Origin of the sequence: Nocardia sp. SSK8, assembly GCF_037034205.1 — a bacterium.
Lineage (GTDB): Bacteria > Actinomycetota > Actinomycetes > Mycobacteriales > Mycobacteriaceae > Nocardia.
The window spans coordinates 211,494-236,234 of record NZ_JBAGKD010000006.1 but is presented as its reverse complement, the minus strand read 5'-3'; the positions used below and the strand labels follow the sequence as shown (position 1 = coordinate 236,234).

The 24,741-nt window shown below is 69.1% G+C and carries 22 protein-coding genes; 11 read left to right on the top strand and 11 right to left on the bottom strand.

Annotated features, from left to right (window positions below; genetic code table 11):
* Positions 1-145: 145 nt before the first annotated feature.
* From glf to WA675_RS14200, 8 genes are all read right to left on the bottom strand, one after another.
* Positions 146-1,360, bottom strand: a complete 1,215-nt coding sequence (gene glf, locus WA675_RS14235; protein WP_336084758.1) for a UDP-galactopyranose mutase — start codon at positions 1,358-1,360, stop codon at positions 146-148.
* A gap of 81 nt (positions 1,361-1,441) precedes the next feature.
* Complete coding sequence (locus WA675_RS14230; protein WP_336084757.1) at positions 1,442-1,846, bottom strand: hypothetical protein; 405 nt, start codon at positions 1,844-1,846, stop codon at positions 1,442-1,444.
* A 671-nt stretch (positions 1,847-2,517) separates the two neighbouring features.
* Complete coding sequence (locus tag WA675_RS14225; RefSeq protein WP_336084756.1) at positions 2,518-3,120, bottom strand: hypothetical protein; 603 nt, start codon at positions 3,118-3,120, stop codon at positions 2,518-2,520.
* 40 nt (positions 3,121-3,160) lie between these two features.
* On the bottom strand, positions 3,161-3,700 hold the full coding sequence (locus tag WA675_RS14220; protein WP_336084755.1) for a hypothetical protein: 540 nt from the start codon (positions 3,698-3,700) through the stop codon (positions 3,161-3,163).
* A gap of 25 nt (positions 3,701-3,725) precedes the next feature.
* A complete protein-coding gene (locus tag WA675_RS14215) occupies positions 3,726-4,139 on the bottom strand; it encodes a hypothetical protein (RefSeq protein WP_336084754.1) in 414 nt (137 codons plus the stop codon).
* Between the two features lie 28 nt (positions 4,140-4,167).
* A complete protein-coding gene (locus WA675_RS14210) occupies positions 4,168-4,590 on the bottom strand; it encodes a hypothetical protein (protein ID WP_336084753.1) in 423 nt (140 codons plus the stop codon).
* Positions 4,591-4,869: 279 nt separating this feature from the next.
* Positions 4,870-5,631 (bottom strand): MerR family transcriptional regulator, encoded by a 762-nt coding sequence (locus WA675_RS14205; RefSeq protein ID WP_336084752.1) that lies wholly within the window; start codon positions 5,629-5,631, stop codon positions 4,870-4,872.
* Positions 5,632-5,699: 68 nt separating this feature from the next.
* Positions 5,700-6,413 carry an SDR family NAD(P)-dependent oxidoreductase gene (locus WA675_RS14200; RefSeq protein ID WP_336084751.1) on the bottom strand — a complete coding sequence of 238 codons (714 nt, stop codon included), beginning with the start codon at positions 6,411-6,413 and terminating at the stop codon, positions 5,700-5,702.
* A 106-nt stretch (positions 6,414-6,519) separates the two neighbouring features.
* On the opposite strand from WA675_RS14200, the gene WA675_RS14195 reads away from it, so the two are divergent.
* Positions 6,520-7,146 (top strand): TetR/AcrR family transcriptional regulator, encoded by a 627-nt coding sequence (locus tag WA675_RS14195; protein ID WP_336084750.1) that lies wholly within the window; start codon positions 6,520-6,522, stop codon positions 7,144-7,146.
* A 7-nt stretch (positions 7,147-7,153) separates the two neighbouring features.
* Here the strand turns inward: WA675_RS14195 and WA675_RS14190 are convergent, their stop codons facing one another.
* Entirely contained in the window at positions 7,154-8,113 is a 960-nt protein-coding gene (locus WA675_RS14190) for an EamA family transporter (RefSeq protein ID WP_336084749.1), read from the bottom strand.
* A gap of 103 nt (positions 8,114-8,216) precedes the next feature.
* On the opposite strand from WA675_RS14190, the gene WA675_RS14185 reads away from it, so the two are divergent.
* Positions 8,217-8,717, top strand: coding sequence for a MarR family winged helix-turn-helix transcriptional regulator (locus WA675_RS14185; protein WP_336084748.1), 501 nt, complete (start codon positions 8,217-8,219; stop codon positions 8,715-8,717).
* 91 nt (positions 8,718-8,808) lie between these two features.
* On the opposite strand, the gene WA675_RS14180 is transcribed toward WA675_RS14185, so the two are convergent.
* Positions 8,809-10,284 carry a SpoIID/LytB domain-containing protein gene (locus tag WA675_RS14180; protein ID WP_336084959.1) on the bottom strand — a complete coding sequence of 492 codons (1,476 nt, stop codon included), beginning with the start codon at positions 10,282-10,284 and terminating at the stop codon, positions 8,809-8,811.
* Positions 10,285-10,628: 344 nt separating this feature from the next.
* Between WA675_RS14180 and WA675_RS14175 the strand changes: the two genes are divergently transcribed.
* Positions 10,629-13,247 (top strand): N-acetylmuramoyl-L-alanine amidase, encoded by a 2,619-nt coding sequence (locus tag WA675_RS14175; RefSeq protein ID WP_336084747.1) that lies wholly within the window; start codon positions 10,629-10,631, stop codon positions 13,245-13,247.
* A gap of 121 nt (positions 13,248-13,368) precedes the next feature.
* On the opposite strand, the gene WA675_RS14170 is transcribed toward WA675_RS14175, so the two are convergent.
* The gene (locus WA675_RS14170; RefSeq protein ID WP_442945626.1) at positions 13,369-14,196 is read right to left on the bottom strand and encodes an HAD family hydrolase; all 828 of its coding nucleotides are present in this window, start codon (positions 14,194-14,196) and stop codon (positions 13,369-13,371) included.
* An 87-nt stretch (positions 14,197-14,283) separates the two neighbouring features.
* Between WA675_RS14170 and WA675_RS14165 the strand changes: the two genes are divergently transcribed.
* The 8 genes from WA675_RS14165 to WA675_RS14130 all read left to right on the top strand — a co-directional run bounded on the left by WA675_RS14165 (position 14,284) and on the right by WA675_RS14130 (position 24,741).
* Positions 14,284-15,261 (top strand): ABC transporter permease, encoded by a 978-nt coding sequence (locus WA675_RS14165; protein ID WP_336084744.1) that lies wholly within the window; start codon positions 14,284-14,286, stop codon positions 15,259-15,261.
* Complete coding sequence (locus tag WA675_RS14160; protein ID WP_336084743.1) at positions 15,258-16,226, top strand: ABC transporter permease; 969 nt, start codon at positions 15,258-15,260, stop codon at positions 16,224-16,226. Before WA675_RS14165 ends, WA675_RS14160 begins: the two co-directional genes overlap by 4 nt.
* Positions 16,223-18,067: an ABC transporter ATP-binding protein gene (locus WA675_RS14155; protein WP_336084742.1), complete on the top strand. Its 1,845-nt coding sequence runs from the start codon at positions 16,223-16,225 to the stop codon at positions 18,065-18,067. The genes WA675_RS14160 and WA675_RS14155 overlap by 4 nt, the downstream gene beginning before the upstream one ends.
* Before the next feature lie 30 nt (positions 18,068-18,097).
* Positions 18,098-19,792 (top strand): ABC transporter family substrate-binding protein, encoded by a 1,695-nt coding sequence (locus WA675_RS14150; protein WP_336084741.1) that lies wholly within the window; start codon positions 18,098-18,100, stop codon positions 19,790-19,792.
* Entirely contained in the window at positions 19,789-21,465 is a 1,677-nt protein-coding gene (locus WA675_RS14145) for an ABC transporter family substrate-binding protein (RefSeq protein WP_336084740.1), read from the top strand. The genes WA675_RS14150 and WA675_RS14145 overlap by 4 nt, the downstream gene beginning before the upstream one ends.
* A 34-nt stretch (positions 21,466-21,499) precedes the next feature.
* Entirely contained in the window at positions 21,500-23,170 is a 1,671-nt protein-coding gene (locus tag WA675_RS14140) for an ABC transporter family substrate-binding protein (RefSeq protein ID WP_336084739.1), read from the top strand.
* Positions 23,167-23,802 carry a hypothetical protein gene (locus tag WA675_RS14135; protein ID WP_336084738.1) on the top strand — a complete coding sequence of 212 codons (636 nt, stop codon included), beginning with the start codon at positions 23,167-23,169 and terminating at the stop codon, positions 23,800-23,802. Before WA675_RS14140 ends, WA675_RS14135 begins: the two co-directional genes overlap by 4 nt.
* Before the next feature lie 168 nt (positions 23,803-23,970).
* Complete coding sequence (locus WA675_RS14130) at positions 23,971-24,741, top strand: FadR/GntR family transcriptional regulator (protein ID WP_336084737.1); 771 nt, start codon at positions 23,971-23,973, stop codon at positions 24,739-24,741.

Sequence of the window (24,741 nt, the reverse complement as noted above, 5' to 3'; positions counted from 1 at the left end):
GTCGCCTTGCGCGGTGCGCGGGTGGACGGCGTGCTCGCGGGCGCGGAGTCGGCCTTTGCCTGCCCGTTCGTGGCGGTCTGCCCGTTCACAGCCGGTTCCTGCTCGTTCGCGCCGGTGACAGCCGCCGACCTGTTGTCCTGCCCGCTCACGCCTGGTCCACCAGGGTCGCGCCGGACTCGAGGTGCGGGCGCAGCACGTTCTCGAACATGCTCAGCGCCGAACCGATCGCCATGTGCATGTCCAGGTACTGGTAGGTGCCGAGGCGGCCGCCGAAGAGCACCTTGTTCTCGGCGGTCTCCTGCTTGGCGAGCTCGCGGTAGGCCAGCAGTTTGGTGCGGTCCTCGGGGGTGTTGATCGGGTAGTACGGCTCGTCGCCGGTCTTGGCGAAGCGGGAGTACTCGCGCATGATGACCGTCTTGTCGGCCGGGTAGTCGCGCTCGGGATGGAAGTGGCGCGGCTCGATGATGCGGGTGTAGGGCGCGTCGGCGTCGTTGTAGTTCATCACCGAGGTGCCCTGGAAGTCGCCGGTCTCGAGCACTTCGGTCTCGAAATCGATGGTGCGCCAGCCGAGTTCGCCTTCGGCGTAGTCGAAGTAGTGGTCCAGCGGGCCGGTGTAGACGACCGGGGCGTCCGGGCTGGCGGCGCGGATCTCGTCGCGCACGTCGAACCAGTCGGTGTTCACGCGCACCTCGATGAGCTCGGAGGCGGCCATGTTCTCCAGCCACTTCGTGTAGCCGTGCTTGGGCAGGCCCTCGTAGGTGTCGTTGAAGTAGCGGTTGTCGAAGGTGTAGCGCACCGGCAGGCGGGTGATGTTGCCCGCGGGCAGTTCCTTGGGGTCGGTCTGCCACTGCTTGGCGGTGTAGTCGCGCACGAACGCCTCGTAGAGGGGGCGGCCGATCAGCGAGATCGCCTTCTCCTCGAGGTTCTGCGCGTCGGCGGTGGACACCTCGGCGGCCTGCTCGGCGATCAGCGCCTTGGCCTCCTCCGGGGAGAAGTACCGGCCGAAGAACTGCGAGATCAGACCCAGCCCCATCGGGAACTGGTAGGCCTGGCCCTTGTGCAGGGCGAACACCCGATGCTGGTAGTTCGTGAACTCGGTGAACTGGGTGACGTAGTCCCACACCTTCTTGTTCGAGGTGTGGAACAGGTGCGCGCCGTACTTGTGGATCTCGATACCGGTTTCCGGCTCCGGCTCGGAGTAGGCGTTGCCACCCAGGTGGTAGCGGCGGTCGAGCACCAGCACCCGCTTACCCAGCAGGTTCGCGGCACGCTCGGCGACGGTCAGCCCGAAGAAGCCGGAGCCGACCACGATCAGGTCGTACTGGTTGGCCGGGGAGGAAGAAGGCGATGCGGCGGTCACGGGAGCCCAGCGTATCGGAAGACCGCGGATTGTCCCGGCGGAGTCACCGACCAGTCCGTGAGCTGGGCCGATACGGGTGCCTCAGCGGTAGGGCTGGGGCGGAGCCGATGGGGTCTGCCCGGGTGCTTGCCCACCGAACCCGTCCGGCACCCGCCCCGCTCCTGACCCCTGCGTCCTGCCCTTGACCACGGACACCAGCACCAGAATCAGCAACAACCCCGCCAGCACGGCCCCAGCCCCGGTGATCCGTGTCCCGGACTCGTCCCCGAAGAGCAGACCCAGGAACCCCTGGCCCCAGCCCTGGTCGAGAACGACGAAGTGCAGCATGATCGTGAAAATCGAGTCCATCGCGAGCACGTTCAACGCGATATACCCCGCCGCGAGAACGCCGACAATCACCTGCCCCGCCTTCACGCGCCGCACGAGCAGGAACACCGCAAGCCCCCACAGCGCCGCGGCCCCCAGATGCACCAGCGTCATCGCCATAACCCGACTCGTATCGTCCGGATACCCGGGCCCGATGAGCCGGTACGCCGCCACCCCACCGACCGCCGCCCCGAGAGCGACCCCGACGAGCAACACCGCGAGCACAATCCCCGCCCAGTGGGCGAACAAGTCCCACCCACCGGCCCGCCTCGGCCGAACAGGCGGATACCCCCGCGGCACCGGCCCACCCCCGCCACCCATCGGCCATTGCTGCCCGAACGGCTGTCCCGCCCCACCGGGATGCCCATACCCAACTCCCGCACCAGGCCCCGGCATCACCCCACCCACCTGCCCCTGCCCGCCGAGCGGCCCATACCCCGGCGGCGGCACCGCCTGCCCCTGCTGCGGACCAGCGTAGGGACCCGCGGGCGCGGGAGCCGGGTACCCGGGCGCTCCATAGCCCACCGGCTGATTCACCGGGCCAGGCGGAAACAGCGGAGCCGAGCCCTGATTCGGAACATCTGGACGGTTCATCCGCGCATCCCCGGGTTGTGTCCGACCGGCTGCTCCCGCCGTCGAAGCCGTGGTGGGGACGCCCGCCGGTCCCACCTCGAATTGCGGGTTGGCCGGAACCGGGGACGGGGCATGCCCCTGCTGACCGTACGGATATCCCACGAATCCCCCTCGAATTCCCAACGTGGACTTGCGGAACTATACGGCCGTACCAGTGGTCAGTAGTACGGGTACGGGGCCTGGGGCTGGCGGGCGTCGCGGATCCAGCGGCCGGTCGAGCCCGCGGCGGCGAGGCAGAGGATGAGGAGGGCGAGGCCGCCGCCGATGGCGCTGCCGACGAGGGCGGGGCCGGGTTCGGCGCCGCTGTCGAGGGTGATGGCGGTGGAGATGCCGATGCCGATCAGGGCCAGGGTGGACAGGATGATCAGGATCGCGCGGCCCGCGGCCTTGCGGCGGAAGAGCAGGATCGAGCCGAGGAACCACAGCAAGCAGGCGCCACCGCCGATGACGAGCGGAACCACCATCGCGTCCGAGGCGGCCCCGTCGATCTCCGACATGGCGACCAAGGTGACCAGCAGCCCCACCCCGCCGAACATGGACAGCACCAGGGCCAACAGGGCGGCGGTGATGGCGGTGCCGCCACTCGCGCGCGGCTGGCCGTAGGGCGCGCCGTAACCGTACGGCGCGGCGCCGTAAGCCGGTGCGCCGTAGCCGTATTGGGGTCCGGGCGCCGCATACGGCTGGGCGCCGTAGCCCGGTTGCGCGTATCCCTGTCCCGCGTACGGATCATGTCCCTGCTGTGGGCCATACGGATACCCCATGGTGTCCCCCTCCTCGAATTCCTACGCCGACCTGCCGAAACTATACGGTCGGTTCGACCGCGCGGTGCGGGCGAGCGAGTGTGTAGTCCGCCGTCCACGGCAGCGCCGCGGGCAGCAGGGCCAGCACACCGAGCGCGACCGCCGACGCCGACGCGGCCCAGCTGTGGTTCACGATCGCCGTCACCGCACCGGGTACCCCGCCGAAGCCGAGCACAATCGAAGACAGCAGCGGTTCGGGCGCGAACCAGTGGATGCCGTACTCGGCGTCGTAGTTCACCAGCGTGGCCAGCAGGGCGAGCACGCCGAGCCCCAGCTGGGTGCCAGCGGCCACGATCACCAGCCACCGGCCGGTCTCCTCGCGCCGGGCCAGCAGCCAGCCGCCGTAGCCGAACACGAACGCCGCGGCGAGCGCGCCGAGCAGGGTGAACAGGGCCAGTGAGTCGTCGAGCAGCTCGGCGTCGCGCACGAAGGCGCGTGTCAGTACCGCGGCCGCGATCAGATTGGCGGCGGCCGCCACCGCCGCGAGGCTCACCGCGACGATCGCCGCCACCTCACCGGTTTTCGAGTTCGTCTCCCGCACGATCAAGACCTTATTCCGTGCCGGGTCACCGCGTGACGGTCCATCGCCGCGTGGGCTCGATCACGCTGAGCACCAGGATCACCAGGTTCAGCAGCAGCCACCAGTCCAGCACCCCCAGCCGCCATCCGTGCCCGGCCCCGTTGAGCACCACGACCAGCAGTGTCGCCGCGCTCATCGCCCCCGATACCCCGATCAGCACCCGCCGCCCGAGCAGCCGCCGCCGCAGCAACAGCACCGCGCCCAGCAGGTACACCACCCCGAGCCCGCCGACGATCCCCGCCCCCGTGTAGTCGAGCTCGATCGCACGCCCGATGACCCGAAGCACCACGGTCACCCCCGCGACCACCAGCCCGGCGACCCCGACGAGAGCCCCGAGCCACCCGGCCACCAGCGCCGTCACCGCCCGCCGCGACCGCCCGTCCTCGTCCTGCGCCACCATCTGCCCCCGTACTCGAACACCGCCGCCGTCAGTTATACGGCGCGACCGCCGATCGAGCACGATTCGGACCATTCGGCGCATTCCGGCCGTCATCGATCCAGCGTTGCGTGCGCGGCAGGACCGCCGCGATCAGGACGGCCAGCGATAGCAACGCGGCCATCACCGCGATCACCATCCTGCCGTTGCGGCCGTCAGCTGCCCCGATGCCGACCCAGACGAAGAAGGCGAGCCCGTTGCCGATGATCACCATCGGCAGACCGGCGGCCTGCCTGCGCAGCAGCAGACCTCCGCCGATCCCGAGCAACACCAACATCACCGCACCGGTAGCGAGTTCCACGACATGCCAGAGCTCCGCGATATCGGCTTCGAGCTCCATCCGCGCTCGGAGCTCCGCGTCCGAAATCGACATGGACAGGTAGTACGGTTCCCGGCTCAGCCCGGTCACGCCCATGAGCACACCGAAGATTCCGTACCCGCCCCCGAGTAGCGCGCCGATTCCGGCGAAGAGCACGGTCATCGGCATCCTTGGCCCGGAAGCGACATACGGCGGTGGCGGCGCCCCGAGCGGCATGTGCGGATTGTTCACTGCTCCCCCTTCGGCTCCGGGTAGATGAGCCTCGATCGAGTCAGCCTATCGCCGGATCCGGACAGCCGCGCGCACCGGTCGACCCGGAGTCGATGCCGGTGCGCGCATGACCTGCCGCTCGTCCACGCGCCACGACCTCACGAACTACTCGGCGGACCGCCCGGCGACATAGGCGCGGAAGGCCTCCAGGATGTACTCGGCCGTGCCCTCGCCGTGGACGTCGTAGTTCTTGCGGAAGCGCGGGTCGGCGACGTACATCTCGCCGAGGCCGAGCAGGTACTCGTCGCTGACGGGACGACCCTGCGTGCCCACGCCGAGCCAGGCGACGTGTCGGCTGACGATGGACTGAACCGTCTCGCCGTCGACGGGAAGCCCTGCGGCGTGGGCCTTTCCGAAGTCGGCGGAGATGTCGAGCTGGGTCTGCTGGAAGGACTTCTTGTCGTCCTCGGTCAGCGAGCGCCACCAGCGGTCGCCGCTGTCGTAGGCGTCCTTGCCCCAGCGCTCGATCACCTCGTCCTTGTACTGGGTGTGGTCGAAGCCGTCGAAAACCTCTGCGGCCATGAGGGGTTCACCTCTCTCTGTCTTATGCAATGTGGTCGACACCGATTCGATCTGCCGCGCGATCCGATCCTGTTGCTGCCGAAGCAGTTCCAGGTGCGTGCGCAGTGCGTCGGCGGTGCCCTGTTCACCGGCGAGGACCTCGGCGATCACCGGCAGGCCGAGGCCGAGTTCGCGCAGCAGCAGGATGCGCTGCAGGCGAACCAGGGAGTTCTGGTCGTAGTAGCGGTAGCCGTTGGCGCCGATCCGGCTCGGCTCCAGCAGGCCGAGCTGCCCGTAGTGGCGCAGCGTGCGGCTGGTGGTGCCCGCGGCTTTCGCGAGGTCCTGGATGGCCCATTCACCCGCCATGACCAGCTCCTTTCCCGTCGATGAGACCAGTCTGCAAGTTGACGCTACGTCAAGGTCAACCCCGGAACTCAGAACCCGATCTCGACCTCGACCGCGTCGCGCTCGGTGACCATCCGCCAGTACCGCGCGCCGAGTTCGGCATTGCCGATACGCGGCAGCACCAGCCCGTCGGGGATCAGCTCCGGATGCGCGTCGACCTCGCGCTGCACGGCGCTGTTCTCGATCAGCGCCCCGATCCCGAGCAGCCCGACATAGACGCCGGTGCCCGCCACCTCGGCGGCCAGCTGCCGCACATAGGCCCGCTGCGCGCCCAGCGCGACACCGACATTGGCCAGGTAGGGCTGCGGATTCGCCTCGGAGGCGCCAGAGGAGAACAGCAGCGCGCCACTGCCCCGCGCGATCATGCCGGGCAGCAGTTCCCGGCTGAGCTGAATCGAGGAGTACACCTTGAGCGCCAGCGGCAGCTCCAGCGCCGCCCGGTCCACCGCGCGGGTCGACTCGCTGCGGATCGACATCCCCGCGGCCGCCGAATGCAGCGCCACCTCGATGGGCCCGAGCTTGTCCTCCACCTGCGCGATGACGGCGCTGAGCTGCGCGGGCTCGGTGATATCGGCCGGGAACGACTCGGCCTCAATGCCCTCCGCGCGCAAGACCGCCGCGCGCTCGGCCGCCGCCACCGGGTCCCGGCCGATCACCGCGATCCGGAAACCGTTGCGGCCGAACTCCCGTGCTGTTCCGGCGCCGAGGCCGGGTCCGTATCCGAAGATCGCGAGCGTGCTCATCCGTCTACCTCACCAAGTTGAGTGTTGGTTCAAGTTATCCGCAAAGTAGCACTAAGTTGAACTAGGGCTCAAGATAAATCGCACGCCTGATTTGTAGGATCGGCGAATGCCCGAGGACAAGCCGTTGCGCAGCGACGCCCAGCGCAACCGCGACGCGCTGGTCACCGCCGCCCGTGAACTCTTCGACGAGCGCGGCCTCGACGCCCCGCTCAAGGACATCGCCGCCCGGGCGGGCGTGGCCATCGGCACCCTCTACAACCGCTTCCCCACCCGCGATGACCTGATCGCCGCCGCCGTGGCCGACCGCGTGGAGGCGGGCACCCGCATCGCCGAGCAGGCACTCGAGATCGCCGACCCGTGGGAAGCCTTCACGGTGCTCGTCGAGCGCATCTGCGCACTCCAGGCCGGAGACCGCCTGCTCGGCGAACTCGCCCTGCGCCACCCGCCGAGCGAGGCCCTGGCCCACGCCCGCGAACACGGCCACGCCCTGATGCGGCGCATCATCACCCGCGCGCAGGAGGCCGGGGAACTGCGCGCGGACTGGACGCTCGAGGACATCGCCTTCATCACCTGGTCGCACACCAGCGTGGTGGCCGCGACCGCCACCGTCGCCCCCGACCTGTGGCGGCGGAATCTGGCGCTCATCCTGGACGGTCTCCGCGCGAAAGCCGCGCACCCCCTGCCGGTTCCGGCCCTCACCGAGGACCAGTTGCTGCGGGCGATGCGCGGCTGACGCGGTTTCAGCGTGCGAGCTCCGGAACCTTCGGTGCGGCAACCAGTTCGGCTCGATCGGTGTCCGATTCACGTGAAACAGTCGTAGGAGCAGTGGTTTTCGCCGGGATCTGGCCGAGCATCGTGCCCGCCAGCGCGATCCCGAGGCCCAGGATCTGCACGACGGTGAGCGCCTGGCCGAGCGCGATCCAGCCGATCACCGCGGCCGAGACCGGGCTGAGCAGGCCGAGGAAGGCGATCGAGGTCGCGGGCACCCGCGAGATCCCGCGGAACCACAGCCAGTAGGCCAGCGCGGTGCCGATGACGCCGATGTAGAGGTACCCGCCGACCGCCTGCGCGTCCATGGCGGGCGGCGCGCCCTCGAGCAGCACCGCCAGCGGCAGGATGAACAGCCCGCCCGCGGTGAGCTGCCAGCCGGTCATGGCCAGCGGGCCGACGCCCTCGGGGCGGCCCCACTTCTGCGTCAGCACGGTGCCCGCCGCCATCGACCCCGCGCCCGCGAGCCCGGCCAGCACGCCGAGCAGGTCGAGTTCGGCATTGCCGCGCAGCACCACCAGCGCCACGCCGAACACGCCGATCAGCCCCGCGAGCAGCTTGCGGCGGGTGGGCACCTCGGCCAGCAGCACCGCCGCGAAACCGAGCGCGAACATTGGGGCGACCGCGGTGAGCACGCCCGCGACGCCGCCGGGCAGCCGGTAGGCGGCCAGGAACAGCAGCGGGAAGAACACGCCGATATTGAGCAGGCCGAGGATCGCGGCGCGCCCGAGCCAGCGGCCGTGCGGGAACACCCTGGTCAGCGCGAGCAGGGCCAGTCCGGCGGGCAGGGCGCGCAGCAGCGCGGTGAACAGCGGGCGGTCCGGCGGGAGGAATTCGGTGGTGACGGCGTAGGTGGAGCCCCACACGATCGGGGTGAGGGCGGTGAGCGCGAGGGTGCCCGCGTAACCGGTGGAGCGGGGTGCGGTCGTCATGTTCACTCCTGATTGATAATCTCAACGTTGAAATATCTACTCGCCGATCTAACTCAGCGTCAAGTAGATGAACGTTGAGATTTTTAATCGAGAGGAAAATGGGATGCGGGACGCCGTCGATCTGATCACCGCGCACTGGGAAGTCGAGCGGCCCGATGTGGACGTGTCACCGATGGCGGTGATCGGCCGGATCACCCGGCTCTCGCGCATCCTCGAACAGGACCTCAAGCGCTTCTTCGCCGGTCACGGGCTGGAATTCTGGGAGTTCGACGTGCTGGCCACGCTGCGCCGCTCCGGCGGCGACAAGGGCCTGACCGCGGGCGCCCTCAACCGCGCCGCCATGGTCACCTCGGGCGCCATCACCAACCGCATCGACCGCCTGGCAGCCAAGAACCTGGTCCGCCGCTCCCCCTGCGCCGACGACCGCCGCTCGGTCTACGTCCAGCTCACCCCCGAAGGCCGCGCCCTGGTCGACCACCTGCTCCCCCTCCACGTCGCCAACGAGGAACGCCTCCTGTCCGCCCTCACCCCCACCGACCGCGACCACCTCGCAGCCTTGCTCCGCACCCTGTCCATCGGCCTGGACGACACCACCCTCGACTGATCCGGCCGCCGAAACCAGTCGGCTTCCTACGCTCGACGATGGGCGAGGCCGACCGGCCATGTGGTACACCCACCGCCCGCGAATTCCGTTCTCAGAAGGCCCCTTCCGGCGCGGCGTCGCCCGGCGGGACCTCGCCGGGCGACGAATCGCTCGGCGCGACCTCACCTGGTGCCGCCTCACCTGGCGCCGCCGCGCCCGGCACTGCGCCGTCCGGCTGGCCGTCGCCCGGTGCGGCACCACCGGGCGCGACGCCATCGGAGTCCAGCGCACCCGGCGCGGCACCCGGTGACGCGCCGTTGGGGACGGCGCCTTCCGGCATGGTCAGGCGGGGACGCTGGCCGGAGGCCGACGGTGGGAGGTCGTCGCCGAGGTCGGGGACCAAGGCGAGGAGGGTGGAGAAGTCGACGACCTGGGCGCCGAGGGTGGGCGTGGCGATGATGACGCCGTTGGTGTACATCCGGTAGGTGCCCGCGCGTTGCGGGAGCAGCATTTCCGGGCCGATGGGCGCGCCGACGGCGCTGTCGGGGCCGCCGATGCGGCGGTAGGCGGTGTCGATGAGGCTCTCGCCCGCCAGGGCCTCGATGGTGGGATCGGGCCGGGTCGGGTCGGGCGCGGCGGGGTCGGGCAGGATGGGTTCGGCGGGGACCGGGGGGATCGGGACGGTCTCGACGAGATCGCCGGGGGCCGGGCCCACCTCGAAGGTCTGGATATCGGCGGGGCGGCCGCCATCGGGGGCCGCGGAGTACTCCGAGCGCAGGATGAATCCGTCGCGGAGCAGCACGGTTCCGGTGGTGGCGGCCACCGCCTCGGTGGTACGCGCGTCCTCGAGGACCGTGCCGGGATAGACCTGGCAGTCGGTGGTGTCGCAGGTCTGGGCGTAGGGGTAGCGGTCCTCGGCCAGGGCGTAGGAGCGGGCCGCGATGGCCTGGGCGCGCAGGGCTTCGAAGGCGCCCTGATCGGCCCAGTTGGCCTGCATCTCGGCGGGCAGCAGGCCCGCGAGGTAGTCGTCGAGGTCGACCTCGTTGACCGTCCGGAACGCCTCGCCCTCGAGCGCCACGCCGAGCGCGCCGCGATAGCCGGTGCCGTTGCACAGCGTGAGGTGTTCCTCGGCGGGCCTGCCGACACCCGGATGCACCGGGTAGACGAACGGGTCGTCGGTGGCCGCTTGCCACAGCACTTCGCCGTCGCAGCCCGCGGTGACCACCACATTCGCGCCGCCGTCGGGCAGCGGGGTGAGGTGCGCGGCCTCGCCGGGGCCGATCGCGCGGCCCGCGACCTGCGCGCCCGCGGCGGCGTAGGTGTCGAGGGTGGCGTCGTCCTGGGCTTGGAGCCGGACGCCGATGGTGGTGGGCCCGATCTGCCCGAGTTCGGCGCCGGGATAGTAGTGCCCGAGGATGTCCTCGGCCGACCACCCGTCCTGCGCGTTCTCGAAGGCGCCGTACTGACTCAGACCGCGCCCGTGACCAGCGCCGACGGTAGGCGTAACCTCCCCCGGCAAGATCTGCCACAGCCCCATCGCGCCGGTGAGTACCAGCGCGGTTCCGCTGACCAGCACCGGCAGTGGCACGGTCCGCAAGACCGGCACGCTTCGGCGCCGGGTGCCACGACGGTTCGTGCGGTTGATGAAGGTGTCCGCTCTCATACTGCGCTCCCACGGGTTTCGCGGTTCGACCGGCGGAGCTCGCGTCGGCATGTCGTCGTCGCCGAGCGGGATCCGAGGGCTACATTCGAGCAATCACATAATCCTCAAGTTGAGGTTTAGATGTGTGACGTATGTTAACTAGTGTGGTGTGTGAGGCGATAGGAAGCAAGCATCACATGCCAGCGGAACACCAGGCGCCAGCCGCCACAGGCAAGGTTCGACCCTGATTGGAGTCGCACGTGCGATACCGAAAGCCGAAACGTTCCTATGTGCTCCCGGTAGTCACCACGCTCGCGGTCGCCGCACCGATCGGCGCGTTCGCACTGAGCGATTCGACCGATTACCGCAGCGCGAACGATTCCGAGCTCACCGCCGTCCCCGCCCAGCTCGCCGAGGTCGCCCTGACCTCCGCCCAGGACATCACCGTCCCACTACGCGAGCTGACCGGCCTGGACCTCCCCGATCTCCACCTCTCCGACCTGCAGATGCTCCCCCTGCCCGACTCGATCCCGATCCCCCCTGGCCTGCCGGTCCCCCCGGGCGTGACACTGCCGACCGAGATCCCGCTGCCGCCCATCCCGTCGAAGGCGCAGCCGACCCCCACCACGCAGGCGCCCGCACCCGAGGCGGCACCCAATGCCCGTCCCCCGGTGCCGAGCACCGCGGTCCCGACGGCCCCGATCGCCCCGCCCCCACCTGCCCCAGCGCCCCCGGCGCCCGCTCCGGAGCCCCCGGCAGCCACCCCCGATGCCCGGCCCGCCCCCGCCGCGACACCGGAATCGTCAACTCCCCCAGCACAATCCGCTCCCGCGCAGGCCCCGGCCGCGCCCAACGCGCAGCCGCCCGCCGCCGCGCAGGCCCCGGCCGCTCCGGCCGACACACCAGCCCCGGCCACCACCTCGACCTCGCAAAACCCGGCTCCGGCCGCCGAAGCACCCCCAGCCGGAGCACCGAACGCGCAGGCACCCGCCGACACACCGCCGGTCGGCACACCGAACACCCAGGCACCCGCCGACACACCGTCGGCGCCCAGCGCACCGCAGCCAGAGCCCGGCGCGCCCGCGAGCGACCCCGTCGCCCAGCACCGCCCGTCCGGGATGAAGTTCATCGCCGACCCCGCGAACCTCGAACCCGGCACCACCCCCGACACCCCAGCCCTCGCGCCGGGAGCCGTCGGCCCGGAGCTGATCGACGAGGTGGGCGCGCAGGTCAAGGAGATCACCCAGGAGACCCCGTTCAGCATGGTCGCCGTCACCGCGCGCGATCTGGCGAACACCACCACCAAGCTGCGCGCCAGGCAGCCGGACGGGAACTGGGGTCCCTGGTACAACGCCGATCCGATCGACACCAGGGCCACCGATCAGACCCCGGCCGACGCGCCGACCGGCACCGAGCCGATCTACGTCGGCGAGACCACCGCGGTGCAGATGCTGGTGACCCGCAAGCCCACCGCGGCCCCCGATCACGACCCCGCGCACCTCACCGAGGCCGCGCTCAAGGCCGTGCTGATCAACCCGGGCCGCGCCGCCATCGACGCCGCGCTCAACGACGTCGCCGCCGCGCTGCCCAATGGCGGACCCAAGGTCATCACCCGCGCGCAGTGGGGTGCCGACGAGTCGATCCGCTGCCAGGAACCCACCTACGACGACGGTCTCGGCGGCCTGACCGTGCACCACACCGCGGGCCGCAACGACTACAGCCGCGCCGAGTCGGCGGGCATCGTCCGCGCGATCTACGCCTATCACGCCGAAACCCTCGGCTGGTGCGACATCGGCTACAACGCCCTGGTCGACCAGTACGGCCAGATCTTCGAGGGCCGCTACGGCGGCCTGGACCGTGACGTGCAGGGCGCGCACGCGGGCGGCTTCAACGAGAACACCGCCGGTGTCGCGCTGATGGGCAACTACGAGACCGAGACGCCGAGCAACGAGTCGATCACCGCGATCGGCCGGTTCATCGGCTGGCGGGCCAAGATCGACGGGCTCAATCCCAAGGGCTACACCACCATGTACTCCGAGGGCACCGAGTTCACCCCGTACGCGCTGGGTGAGGAGGTCGACCTGCCGGTGGTGTTCGCGCACCGCGATGTCGGCAATACCGACTGCCCCGGTGACGCCGCCTACGCGCTGATGGACCGCATCCGGTCGATCGCGGCGGGTGCCAATACCTACAGCTCCCCCGCGACACCGAATCGCCCACCGAGCCAGGACGCGCGCGCCCCGCAGCCCGACCAGCAGGTGCAGGCCGCCCCGCAGGGCAATATGGCCGAGCTGGGCGCGCTGGTCGACAAGCTGCTCGGCCTGTCCTCGACCAACCCGATCGCCCAGCACTGGGTGGCCAGGGGCGGGGTCGACGGTCCGCTCGGCGCGCCGAAATCGGATCTGCTGTCCGGTTCGCAGGGCCGCCAGTACGCGAAGTTCACCAACGGCTTCGTCTACTCCGGCGAGAACGGCCAGGTCTTCGAGCTGGTCGGCGCGATCCTGGACCGGTATCTGAGCCTGGGCGCCGACAGCGGCGTGCTCGGCCTGCCGACCGGCAGTTCCTACCTGGTCCCGGACGGGATGCGCACCGATTTCCAGAACGGTTCGCTGGTGCTCAACGAGCTCACCGGCATCGTCACCACCTTCTGGAAGACCTACGACGAGACCTACAAGGCGGAAATGAACGGCACCGAGCCGCAACCCCCGGCCTCGGTGGTCCCGCCGACAACGAACGCCCCGGTCCCCGCCGATCCGCAGGCCCCCACCGACCCGGCCACCCCGCCGGTCCCGGCTGACCCGCCGGTCCCGGCTGACCCGCCGGTCCCGGCTGACCCGCAGGCAGGCGTCGGCGAGCCCGAACCGGCCCCGGAGCAACCGGTGGCCCCGGAACCCGCCCCGGCTGGCTGACACCCGGCCACGGCGAAGAACGGCCGGTGTCCCTCCGAGCGAGGGCACCGGCCGTTATGTTTTCCCGATCGGGCTCAGCACGCGCCGGTGGCGGGCCGATCGTGGTGATCAGCCACCCTGTTCACGACCACCAGCGCTCGAGCACCATGGCGACCCCGTGATCGATATTGCTGCCGGTCACCTCGTTGGCCGCGGCGCGGGCCTCCGGATGCGCGTTGCCCATGGCGACGCCGTGCCCGGCCATCGTCAGCATGGGCACGTCGTTGGGCATGTCCCCGAAGGCGACGATCGAATGCTCGCCCACCCCGATCCTGCGCGCGACCTCGGCCAGCCCGGACGCCTTGGTCACCCCGGGCACCGCCAGTTCGATCAGCCCGTGCTCGGTGGAGTAGGTGATCTCGGCGCGGTCGCCGACCAGCGGTGCCAGCGCCGCGCGCATCTGCGAACTGCGCGCCGAGCTGAGCCGGATCAGCATCTTGATCGCGGGAGTGTCGATCACCTCGGCGTGCGAGACCACCGTGTCGTCGGGGTTGAGCCAGGCGTGCTCGTAGGTCGGCGAGCTGACGAACTGCGGCGTCACCGCGTCGTGCGCGCTGGCCCCGACCCGCTCGGTGGCCAGCCCGCACCCGGGTAGCGCGTGTTCGGCGAGCTCGGCCAGCCAGGCCAGCGTCTCCACGTCGAGGGTGTGCGAGGACAGCACCCGATCGGTGGCACTGTCGTAGATGACGGCGCCGTTGCCGCAGACCGCGAGCGGCGCGTACCCGAGTTCGGCGACCACCGGATCGATCCAGCGCGGCGGCCTGCCGGTGGCCAGCACGAAGGTGGTGCCGTCGGAGACGAGCGCGCCGACGGCGGCTTTCGTGCGCGGCGAGACCTTGTCGGCGTCATCGATCAGGGTGCCGTCGACGTCGGTGGCCACCAGCTTCGGTTTCGGGTGCAGGGGCGTCATCCGTTCCATCCTGCCGCACGTCGCCACGCGGCGATTGCGTAGTTGTCCTTATGATCATGGCCTGAATACCCGATCCAGAGGGGACTGATGACCGGCTTTCTGTTGCGGCGCGCGCTGAACTACGTCGTGCTCCTGTTGCTGGCCTCGTTCCTGACGTTCAGCCTCGCCTCGCTGACCTTCAACCCGCTCGACAGCCTCGAGCAACGCAATCCGCGCCCACCGCAGTCGGTGATCGACGCCAAGGCCGAGCAGCTGCACCTCGACGAGCCGATCCCGCAGCGCTATCTCACCTGGCTCGGTGGCGTCGTGCAAGGGGATTTCGGGACCACGCTGGCCGGGCAGCCGGTGAGCGAGGAGCTGGGCAGGCGGGTCGCGGTGAGTCTGCGGCTGCTGATCCTGGGTTCGGTGATCGGCACCGTGCTCGGTGTGTTGATCGGCGCGGCGGGCGCGATCCGGCAATACAAGTTCAGTGATTATTTCTCGACGGTGCTCTCGCTGCTGATCATCTCGACCCCGGTCTTCCTGCTCGCGACCCTGCTGAAATACGGTGCGCTGCAGTTCAATACCGCCACGGGCACCCAGTTCTTCCTCTACACCGGCGAGACCTCGGCCAATCAGATCACCGGCATGTGGAACCAATTGGTCGACCGCGCACAGCATCTCGTGCTGCCGACGCTGGCCCTGGCCCTCTACGGCATGGCCGGATACAGCCGCTACCAGCGCAATGCCATGCTCGATGTGCTGCAAAGCGATTTCATCCGCACCGCCCGCGCGAAGGGCCTTTCCCGCAATCGCGCGCTCTACAAACACGGCCTGCGCACCGCGCTCATCCCGATGGCGACCCTGTTCGCCTACAGCCTGGGCGGGCTGATCACCGGCGCCACCTTCGTGGAGAAGATCTTCGGCTGGCACGGTGTCGGCGAATGGCTGGTCGACTCGATCAATGCCCAGGACCTGTACGTGGTGGTCACGGTGACCGCCTTCGCCGGGCTGGTGGTGCTGATCTCTGGCCTGCTCTCCGATGTCGTCCTCGCTCTGCTCGACCCCAGGGTGCGTGTGTCGTGACCGAAACCGAACTGATCGCCGTCGGCGCGCCGGAGAACGTCGCGGCCGGGCGCCGCAAACTGGTCTGGCGCCGGTTCCTGCGCAACAAGCCCGCCGTGGTGGGCGCGGTGATCCTGATCGTGCTGGTGATCGCCAGCTTCGCGCTGCCGCCGCTGCTGAAATGGGACTACCAGCAGATGGACTACACCGCGCTGCTCAAACCACCCAGCCTCGAGCACCCCTTCGGCACCACCCAGATCGGCCAGGACGTACTCGCCCAGACCCTGCGCGGGCTGCAGAAATCGCTGATCATCGGCTTCTGCGTGGCGCTGTTCTCCAGCATTATCGCGGCCACGGCCGGTGCGGTGGCCGGGCTGCTCGGCGGCTGGACCGACCGGGCCATCATGTGGTTCGTCGACCTGCTGCTGGTGGTGCCCAGCTTCATCATCATCGCGCTGTTCGCCCCGCGCACCAAGGGTTCCGGCTCGATCCTGATCCTGATCGTGCTGCTGAGCGTGTTCGGCTGGATGATCGCCGCGCGCATCGTGCGCGGCCTCACCCTGAGCCTGCGGGAACGCGAATTCGTGCGCGCCGCACGGTATATGGGCGCGCCGACGCGCACGATCATCGTCAGCCACATCGTGCCGAACATCGCCTCGATCCTGATCATCGACACCACCCTCGCGGTGGGCGCGGCGATCAGCGCCGAGACCGGGCTGAGCTTCCTCGGTTTCGGTGTGCAGCCGCCGGATGTGTCGCTGGGCTCGCTGATCGCGGCGGGCACCAAGTCGGCGATCACCTATCCGTGGTTGTTCCTGTTCGCCGGTGGCCTGCTGATCACGATCGTGTTGTGCGCCAACCTCGTCGGCGACGGTCTGCGCGACGCGTTCGACCCCGGTGCCAGGGGCGCGCGCAAGCTGCGCAAGGACAAGGCCGAGCGCAAGGATCAGGCACAGGTCGAGCTGAAGAAAGCCGAGAAGCGATGAGTACGTCGACCGCGCCCCTGCTCGAGGTGAGCGACCTGCGAGTCTCGTTCCCGGGCGAGGAAGGCCGGGTGGACGCCGTACGCGGGGTGAACTACACCGTCGCCGACGGTGAGGTCCTCGCGATCGTCGGCGAGTCCGGTTCGGGCAAGTCGGTGTCCTCGCTCGCGGTGATCGGTCTGCTGCCCGATCAGGCCAGGGTCCAGGGTTCCATCCGGCTGCGCGGGCGCGAACTGCTCGGCCTTGGCGACAAGCAGATGTCGAAGCTGCGCGGCTCCTCGATCAGCATGGTCTTCCAGGACCCGCTCTCGGCGCTCACGCCGGTCTACCGGGTGGGCGACCAGGTGGCCGAGGCGCTGCTCGCGCACGGCGAGATGACCCGCAAAGAAGCCGGTGAGCGCGCGATCGAGCTGCTCGACCTGGTCGGCATCCCGGATGCCCGGCTGCGCGCGCGCTCGTTCCCGCACGAGTTCTCCGGCGGGATGCGCCAGCGCGTGGTGATCGCCATGGCCATCGCCAACGACCCGGCGCTGATCATCTGCGACGAGCCGACCACCGCGCTCGATGTCACCGTGCAGGCCCAGATCCTGGACCTGCTGCGCAAGGCGCGCGATCTCACCGGCGCGGGCGTCATCATGATCACCCACGACATGGGCATCGCGGCCACCGTGGCCGACCGGGTGGCGGTGATGTACGCGGGCAAGGTGGTGGAGACCGCGCCGGTCGGCGAGCTGTTCCGCGCGCCCCGGATGCCCTACACGGTCGGCCTGCTGGGTTCCATCCCGCGCATGGACGGCCCGCCGCGCACCCCGCTCATCCCGATCCTGGGCGCCCCGCCCGCCATGCACGCGCTGCCGCCCGGCTGCTCGTTCGCGCCGCGCTGCCCGGTCGCCATCGACGACTGCGTCGTCGCCGAACCGCCGCTGGAGAAGGTGGGTCCCGGCCATGCCGTGGCCTGCATCCGGACCGCCGAGGTGGGCTCCGCGCAGCTGTTCGAGGCCTACCGCGCGGAGATCACCGCACCGCCCACGCCCGACCGCACCGATACCGACGTGGTGCTGCGGGTGACCGATCTGGTGAAGACCTTCCCGCTCACCTCGGGCGTGCTGCTGCGGCGGCGCACCGGCGAGGTGCGCGCGGTCGACGGCATCAGCTTCGAGGTGCGCGCGGGCCGCACGCTGGCGCTGGTCGGCGAGTCCGGTTCGGGCAAGTCGACCACGTTGTCGCAGATCATGGACCTGATGACGCCGCAGTCGGGCAGCATCGAGGTGCTCGGCAACGATGTCGCCACGCTCACCAAGGCGCGGGTACGCGAGATCCGGCGCAAGATGCAGATCGTCTTCCAGGACCCCAGCGCCTCGCTGGACCCGCGCCTGCCGATCTTCGACGTGCTTGCCGAGCCGCTGCGCATCGACGGGCGCTCGCGCGAGGAGGTCAACCGGCGGGTGCCCGAGCTGTTGCGCCAGGTCGGGCTGCGGCCCGAGCACGCCGACCGCTACCCCTCGGACTTCTCCGGCGGCCAGAAGCAGCGCATCAGCATCGCCCGCGCGCTGGCGCTGGACCCGCAACTGCTTGTCCTCGACGAACCGGTCTCCTCGCTGGATGTCTCCATCCAGGCCGGGGTGCTGAATCTGCTGCGTGAACTGCAGGCCGAGCGCGGGCTGTCGTTCCTGTTCGTCTCCCACGACCTGTCGGTGGTGCGCAATCTGGCCCACGACATCGCGGTGATGCTGCGCGGCAAAATCGTCGAATCCGGCCCGGCCGAGGAGATCTTCGCGAATCCTCGGCACGAGTACACCCGGAAGCTGATCGCGGCCGTACCGGAACCCGTGGTCAGCGCCTGAGCCTGCCACGCCGACCCCACAGGAGGCGCCATGAGAACCCGTCGCTTGCATCGAGGACGCGGAACCCGGTTGCGCTGTGCCGCCGTGGTGGTGGCCGCCGGGATGATCGTGGCGGGCTGCGGGAGCGGTGACGAGTCGGCCGAGGGGTTGTCCGGGGAGATCGGCACCACCAGCGATATCAACCCGCGCGGGGTCGAGGAGCTGCGCGAGGGCGGCAACCTGCGCCTGGCCACCACCTCGTTTCCGGCCAACTGGAACACGCTGTCCAACGACGGCAACGAGGGCGAGATCGCCGACATCCTGCGCCCGCTGATGCCGCGCTCCTACGACATCGACGCCGCGGGCAAGCTCAGCGTGAACACCGACTACTTCACCGATATCGAGCTGACCGGCACCGATCCGATGCGGGTGACCTACACGATCAACCCGAAAGCGGTGTGGTCGGACGGGACGCCGATCACCTGGGCGGACATCGCCGCCCAGGCCAACGCCATGAGCGGGCGCGACAAGCGCTACCTGATCGCCATCACCAACGGCTTCGAGTTCGTCGACAGTGTCGAGCGCGGCGTGGACGACCGCCAGGCGATCCTCAACTTCAACACCCCGTTCGCCGACTGGCGCGGGCAGTTCGCGGGCAACAGCATGCTGTACCCGAAGTCGGTCACCGGCACGCCGGAGGCGTTCAACACCAGCCTCGTCGATGCCGTCGACATCACCTCCGGCCCGTTCGTGGTCACCGGCACCGACCGCGCGCAGGGCCGGATCGTGCTGGGCCGCAACCCGACCTGGTGGGGCGACAAGCCCGTGCTCGACACCATCACCTACAGCGTGCTCGACCGCACCTCGTGGGTGCAGGCCCTGCAGAACAACGAACTCGACCTGGCCATGCTGTCCACCATCGACGACGTGAAGTCCGTGCGCGGCACCGAGGGCCTCCAGGTACGCCGCGCCCCCGGTAATCGCTGGCGCCACATCACCTTCAACGGCTCCCCCGGCTCGATCCTGGCCGATCCCGCGGTGCGCGTGGCGATTTCGAAGGCGATCGATCGGCAGGGTATCGCCTCGGCCATGCAGAACGGCCTGGTGGAGAACCCGCAACCGCTGAACAACCACGTCTTCCTGCAGGGCCAGGAGGGCTACCGGGACAACAGCCTCGGCTTCGATCCCGAGGCCGCCGCCCGCGAACTCGACGCGCTCGGCTGGAAGCTCAACGGGGACGTGCGCGAGAAGGACGGTCGCGAGCTCGTCATCCGCGATGTCATGTACAACGACCCCACCTGGGTGCAGATCGCGCAGATCATCCAGCAGAACCTGGCGGCCATCGGCGTCGGCCTGACCATCGACACCAAGCCCGCCGCCGGGCTCTTCACCGACGTCATCCAGCCCGGTGATTTCGACGCCACCCAGTTCACCTTCCAGGGCGACCCGTTCCCGCTGTCGAGCCTGCGCCAGATCTACTACTACGACCCGAACGACCTGCAGGGCAACTACGGCCGCATCGGCTCCCCCGAACTCAACGCCCTCATCGAACGCACCCTCACCGAACTCGACCCCGCGAAGTCCATCGACCTGGCCAACCAGGTGGACCGCGCGGTCTTCGAGGAGGGGCACTCGCTGCCGCTGTTCCAGTCCGACGGCAGTTACGGCGCCCGCGCCACCCTCGCCAATATGGGTTCGCCCGGATTGGCGTCGTACGACTATACGAAGATCGGATTCCTGAAATGACCACTGCAGCCCCCGGCAGGCGCCTACGCCGCGCCGCGATACCCCTTCTCGCGCTGACGCTGGCCCTGGGTGGCTGTGGCACCGACCCGACGATCGATACCGCGCCCAGTGATATCGGGGCGACCAGCGATATCAACCCCAAGTCCCGCGATGAGGTCGCCGACGGCGGCAACCTGCGCCTGGCCATCCCGAACTTCCCGCCGACCTTCAACAGTTCGCACATCGACGCGGACGGCTACGTCTCCGAGGTGACCGGCTGGACGCTGCCGGGCACGCTCACCAGCGACGCGGCGGGCAACCTCGAGGTCGACCCGAACTACTTCACCTCGATCGAACTCACCGGCACCGACCCGCAGCGGATCGTCTACACGATCAACCCGAAGGCGGTGTGGTCCGACGGCTCGCCGATCACCTGGGAAGACCTGCGCGCCCAGGTCAACGCCCTCAGCGGGCGCGACAACGCCTACAAGGTGCGCGCGACGCAGGCCTACAGCAGTGTCGGGACGGTCGAGCGCGGGGTCGACGACCGGCAGGCGATCGTCACCTTCGCCGAGCACTACGCGGAGTGGAAGGGCCTGTTCAATCCGCTGTACCCGAAGCAGGTCAACGAGTCGCCGCAGGCGTTCGACGATCTGTACCGCAACGACATGCCGGTGTCCGCGGGCCCGTTCATGATCACCGACATCAATCGGCCCGAACAGCGGATCACGCTGAGCCGCAACCCGAAATGGTGGGGTGACACCCCCAAGCTCGACCACGTCACCTACAGCATTCTCGACGCGTCCGCCCAGCTCAGCGCCCTGCAGAACAACGAACTCGATGCCGTCGAGCCGTTGAGCACGGTCGATGACATCAAGATCGCCATGAACACCCCCGGCGTGCAGGTCCGCCGCGCGCCCGCCAACAGCTTCACCCACATCACCTTCAACGGCGCGACCGGTTCGATCATGGCGGACCCGAAGCTGCGCATCGCGGTCTCCAAGGGCATCGACCGCCAGGCCATCGCCACCGCCGTCCAGAACGGCCTGGTCACCGATCCCAAGCCGCTGAACAACCACCTGTTCCTCGTCGGCCAGACCGGTTACCAGGACAACGCGCAGTCGGTGTCGTTCGACCCGGCGGCCGCCGGAAAGCTGCTCGACGACCTCGGCTGGAAGCTCAATGGCGAGTTCCGGGAGAAGGACGGCCGGGTACTCGAGATCCGTGACGCGATTCCGCAGAACGAGACCCAGGTCCGCATCGCCACGATCACCCAGCAGAATATGGCCGCGATCGGCGTGAAGCTGCTCATCGAGCCGCACGGCAGCAACTTCTTCACCGGCGTGATCGATCCCGGCAATTTCGATATCGCCCAATTCGCCTGGTCCAAGAGCATTTTCCCGCTCGGCGCGCTGCCGCAGATCTACGCCTACGATCCGGCGAACAAGCTGAGCAACTTCGGCCGCATCGGCTCGCCCGAGCTCAACGCGCTGATCGACGAGGTCATCGCCGAACTCGACCCGGACAAGGCGATCGAACTGGCCAACAAGGCCGACACGATCATCTGGGAGTCGGGCTTCTCGCTGCCGATCGTGCAGTCGGCGGGCGCGGTCGCGGCCAGGGAGAACCTGGCGAACTACGGCGCCTTCGGACTCAGCTCGGCCGACTACACCAAGATCGGCTTCGTCAAGTAGTAGCTCCGCCACGCGCGGACAGGAAGGACCACCCATGCGAATTCGCTCGCTCGGCACCAGGTTCGCCATTCCGTGCGTGGCGATCGGCTTGATCCTGTCGGGGTGTTCGGCCGACAGTGGGGTCACGCCGGGAAGCGCGACCGTCGGCAGTACCAATGACATCAATCCGCACGATGTGGCCGATCTGCGTGAGGGCGGGAATCTGCGGCTGGTGCTCAGCGCGTTCCCGGAGACGTTCAACTACCTGCAGATCGACGGCGGCACCAACAACACCGGCGATGTGATCGAGCCGGTGCTGCCCTCGCCGTACACCAGCGACGCGGCCGGTGAGCTGGCGATCAATCACGACTATTTCACCGATATCCAGCTCACCGGCACCGATCCGCAGCAGGTGACCTACACGATCAATCCGAAGGCGGTGTGGTCGGACGGGACGCCGATCACCTGGGAGGATCTGCGCTCGCAGGCCGCCGCGCTGAGCGGGCGGGATCCGGCCTTCCTGGTGTCGTCGACCAGTGGGTTCGAGCGGGTGGAGAAGGTGGAGCGCGGGGTCGACGACCGGCAGGCGATCGTCACCTTCGCCCAGCCCTACGCCGAGTGGCAGGGGCAGTTCAGCCCGCTGTACCCGAAGGCGACCACGGAGTCGGCGGCCGCGTTCAACGATCGTGACCGGTCGGGGCTGGCGGTGAGCGCCGGGCCGTTCCAGGTGAGTGATATCGACCGGACACAGAGCCGGATCACCTTGAGCCGCAACCCGTCCTGGTGGGGTGCCACGCCGAAGCTGGACACCATCACCTTCAGCGTGCTCGACAGTTCGGCCTGGCTGCCCGCCATCCAGAACAACGAGCTCGATATCGCCTACATGTCCGGCATCGAGAACGTGACCGCCGCCAAGCAGGCGCCGGGCGTGGTGCTGCGGCGCACGCCGGAGCCGAGCTGGTCGCACATCACCTTCAACGGCGCGCCCGGCTCGCTGCTCGAGGACCCGCAGTTGCGCATCGCGATCTCCAAGGCGATCGACCGGCAGGGCATCGTCAACGCCGCGCAGAACGGTGTGGTCGACGACCCGAAGACGCTCAACAACCACATCTTCGTGCTGGGACAGAAGGGCTACCAGGACAATTCGGCGCCCATCTCCTTCGACCCCGACGCCGCCGCGAAGATGCTCGACGACCTGGGCTGGAAGCTCAACGGCGAGGTCCGCGAGAAGGACGGGCGCAGACTGGAACTGCGCGATGTGATGTACCAGCAGGACGGCTGGGTGCAGGTCGCGCAGATCGTGCAGCAGAACCTGGCCGCCGTCGGCGTGAAGCTGAACATCCAGACCGTGCCCGGCACCGGGCTTTTCAAGGATGTGATCGATCCGGGCAATTTCGAGCTGGCCCAGTTCAGCTGGGGCGGTAGCGTCCTGCCGCTCACCGCGCTGCCGCAGATCTACGCCTACGACCCGAACAACTTGCAGGGCAACAAGGCTCGCATCGGCACGCCCGAACTGAACGCGCTGATCGAGCGCACCATGTCCGAGCTGGACCCGGACAAGGCGATCGAGATGGCCAACCAAGCCGATCAGATGATCTTCGCCGAGGGCTATTCGCTGCCGCTGTACCAGGCCTCTGGCACCTACGCGGCCCGCGAGAACCTCGCCAACTACGGCGCGTTCGGGCTCGCCTCGGCCGATTACACCAAGGTCGGCTTCCTGAAGTGAGTGCGGTGCGCGCGCTGGGCTATCCGCTGCTCGTGACGAGCGGCGCCCTGGTGGTGATCGCCGCCTGGGTGCCGTTCGCCGATCTCGATCAGCTCAGCGCGCTCGCCGTGGTAGCCGTGGCGATCCTGGTGTTCACGGCCTACCAGCTCGGGCTCGCGGCCGGTGTGCTGCCGACCGGGCTCGTCGCGCAGGGGACGGTGCGTGGGAAGCGGGTGCGCCAGCAGCATCGGCTGGTCAGCCGGTCGTGGCTGGAGATCACCAGCGGGGACCGCATGGTGTGGCAGCCGGTGTTCTACACCCCCGCCCTGAGCACCCTCACCCCCACCGATCTCGAGCTCACGGCGGCCTCGATCTCGGCCGGTGAGCTGCGCTTCTATCCCTCCGGCCGGGTGCGCACCACCGAGCCCACCGGCAAACTCGTCGACAACCCCTCACGCCCGGCCGACCCGCCGTCGTTCGGCCCCGGCCGCCGCCTCCTGCTCGACACCCAGTTCGCCGTCGGCGCGCCCGTCGTGGGCCTGCTCTGGGTCTATGTCGCCGACGGTGGCACCGGCGCCTTCGTCGGCGCGACCACCGTCGCCGCCACCACCTTCACCTGGCTTTCCGCCATCCGGGGCTCCGACCCCAGCTAATCACCTGGTCAAGCGATCACCACGCGCTGATGGCTGCGGACTCTCGACGTTGCCGCCACCAGAGCGGACTTCTCCGTTGTTGCCGCCACCGGAGTGTGGCGATGACCGGAGGCCAGGGAACTGGTCTGACCACTTGACCTCTGACCAAGGTGGGTGGATTATCAGGGGGTGGCATGGACTCCTGTGGTGAAGCGGTCGGTTTCCGGTGATGTGTTCGAGCAGATCGCCGGGGAGGTGCTGGGCGGGGAGCTGGCTGCCGGGAGTACGTTGCCGAGTGAGCGGCAGTTGGCCGAGGCGCTGGGGGTTTCGCGGCCCGCGGTGCGCGAGGCGTTGCAGCGGCTCGCGGCGGCGGGACTGGTCTCGGTGCGTCAAGGCGAGGCGACGACCGTGCTCGACTATCGGCGCAGCGCCGGACTGGAAGTCCTCCCCCGCCTCCTCCTCCGTGGCGACACCATCGACCCCACCGTCGCCCGCAGCATCCTCGAAGCGCGCCTGCACAACGGCCCCAAGATCGCCGAACTCGCGGCCGCCCGCGTGCGCAGGGCTCATACCACCCCCGCCGCGCCGATCGAATCTCCCACCGCACCGAACGCGCGGGTCGATGCGGAGCTCGGGTTGTTGCGGGAGTGTGTCGAAGTGCTTGTCGCTGAGACGGATTCACTCGGCCAGCAGCGGATCGCGCTCGAGTTCTGGGATCACGTCCTGGATCTCGCGGATTCGATCGCCTTCCGCCTCATGTACTCCATGCTGCGCGCGGCCTACGAGCCCGCGCTCGCCGCCCTGGCGCCGATCATGTCCGCCGAGGTGGGCAATGGGGACGCCTATCGAGACCTGGCCGCCGCGATCAGCGCGGGCGAGCCGGAACGGGCCGCCGAATCCGCCCGAGCACTGCTCGGACCGGCGACCACCGCCCTCATCCACGCCCTCGACGGGGCGTGA

Coding starts and splice junctions, on each gene's coding strand:
- WA675_RS14230 (WP_336084757.1), bottom strand. CDS start 1,846: ATGGCGATGACGCTGGTGCATCTGGGGGCCGCGGCGCTGTGGGGGCTT.
- WA675_RS14225 (WP_336084756.1), bottom strand. CDS start 3,120: ATGGGGTATCCGTATGGCCCACAGCAGGGACATGATCCGTACGCGGGA.
- WA675_RS14215 (WP_336084754.1), bottom strand. CDS start 4,139: ATGGTGGCGCAGGACGAGGACGGGCGGTCGCGGCGGGCGGTGACGGCG.
- WA675_RS14210 (WP_336084753.1), bottom strand. CDS start 4,590: ATGGGCGTGACCGGGCTGAGCCGGGAACCGTACTACCTGTCCATGTCG.
- WA675_RS14205 (WP_336084752.1), bottom strand. CDS start 5,631: ATGGCGGGTGAATGGGCCATCCAGGACCTCGCGAAAGCCGCGGGCACC.
- WA675_RS14200 (WP_336084751.1), bottom strand. CDS start 6,413: ATGAGCACGCTCGCGATCTTCGGATACGGACCCGGCCTCGGCGCCGGA.
- WA675_RS14195 (WP_336084750.1), top strand. CDS start 6,520: ATGCCCGAGGACAAGCCGTTGCGCAGCGACGCCCAGCGCAACCGCGAC.
- WA675_RS14190 (WP_336084749.1), bottom strand. CDS start 8,113: ATGACGACCGCACCCCGCTCCACCGGTTACGCGGGCACCCTCGCGCTC.
- WA675_RS14185 (WP_336084748.1), top strand. CDS start 8,217: ATGCGGGACGCCGTCGATCTGATCACCGCGCACTGGGAAGTCGAGCGG.
- WA675_RS14170 (WP_442945626.1), bottom strand. CDS start 14,196: ATGACGCCCCTGCACCCGAAACCGAAGCTGGTGGCCACCGACGTCGAC.
- WA675_RS14165 (WP_336084744.1), top strand. CDS start 14,284: ATGACCGGCTTTCTGTTGCGGCGCGCGCTGAACTACGTCGTGCTCCTG.
- WA675_RS14155 (WP_336084742.1), top strand. CDS start 16,223: ATGAGTACGTCGACCGCGCCCCTGCTCGAGGTGAGCGACCTGCGAGTC.
- WA675_RS14150 (WP_336084741.1), top strand. CDS start 18,098: ATGAGAACCCGTCGCTTGCATCGAGGACGCGGAACCCGGTTGCGCTGT.
- WA675_RS14145 (WP_336084740.1), top strand. CDS start 19,789: ATGACCACTGCAGCCCCCGGCAGGCGCCTACGCCGCGCCGCGATACCC.
- WA675_RS14140 (WP_336084739.1), top strand. CDS start 21,500: ATGCGAATTCGCTCGCTCGGCACCAGGTTCGCCATTCCGTGCGTGGCG.